The sequence below is a fragment of the Halomonas marinisediminis genome, assembly GCF_004347715.1.
GTDB classification, from domain to species: Bacteria; Pseudomonadota; Gammaproteobacteria; order Pseudomonadales; family Halomonadaceae; genus Halomonas; species Halomonas icarae.
In genome coordinates this window covers 1-284 of record NZ_SLTR01000344.1, presented here as the reverse complement: position 1 = coordinate 284, position 284 = coordinate 1, and the positions used below count along the sequence as shown (strand labels likewise).

Below are 284 nucleotides of genomic sequence, written 5' to 3'. Positions count from 1 at the left end.
ACCGGAGGGTGCCATGACGGAACCCGTTCCACCTGACATGGCCCGCCCGCCCAAGGGCATGGGCCCCCTCGCCCGCCGCGAGGCGCGGCTGGCCTGGGGCCTGCTGTTCCCGACGCTCGCTGCCGTGGCGCTGGTGGTCATCCTGCCGCTGCTTGCGGTGTTCTGGATCGCCTTCAAACCCATCGGCCTTGCCGAATTGCGCCCGCCCGCGCCGGTGGTGCGCGAGGATATCCGCGGCGACCTCGACGAGGGCGATCCGGACGCCTACCTGCGCTACCGGCTGC

General features: G+C 72.2%; 1 protein-coding gene. It reads left to right on the top strand.

The window, feature by feature from the left end; all coding sequences use genetic code 11:
• Positions 1-13: 13 nt before the first annotated feature.
• A partial coding sequence (locus E0702_RS16940; protein WP_205742029.1) for a hypothetical protein occupies positions 14-284 on the top strand: 271 nt, incomplete at its 3' end.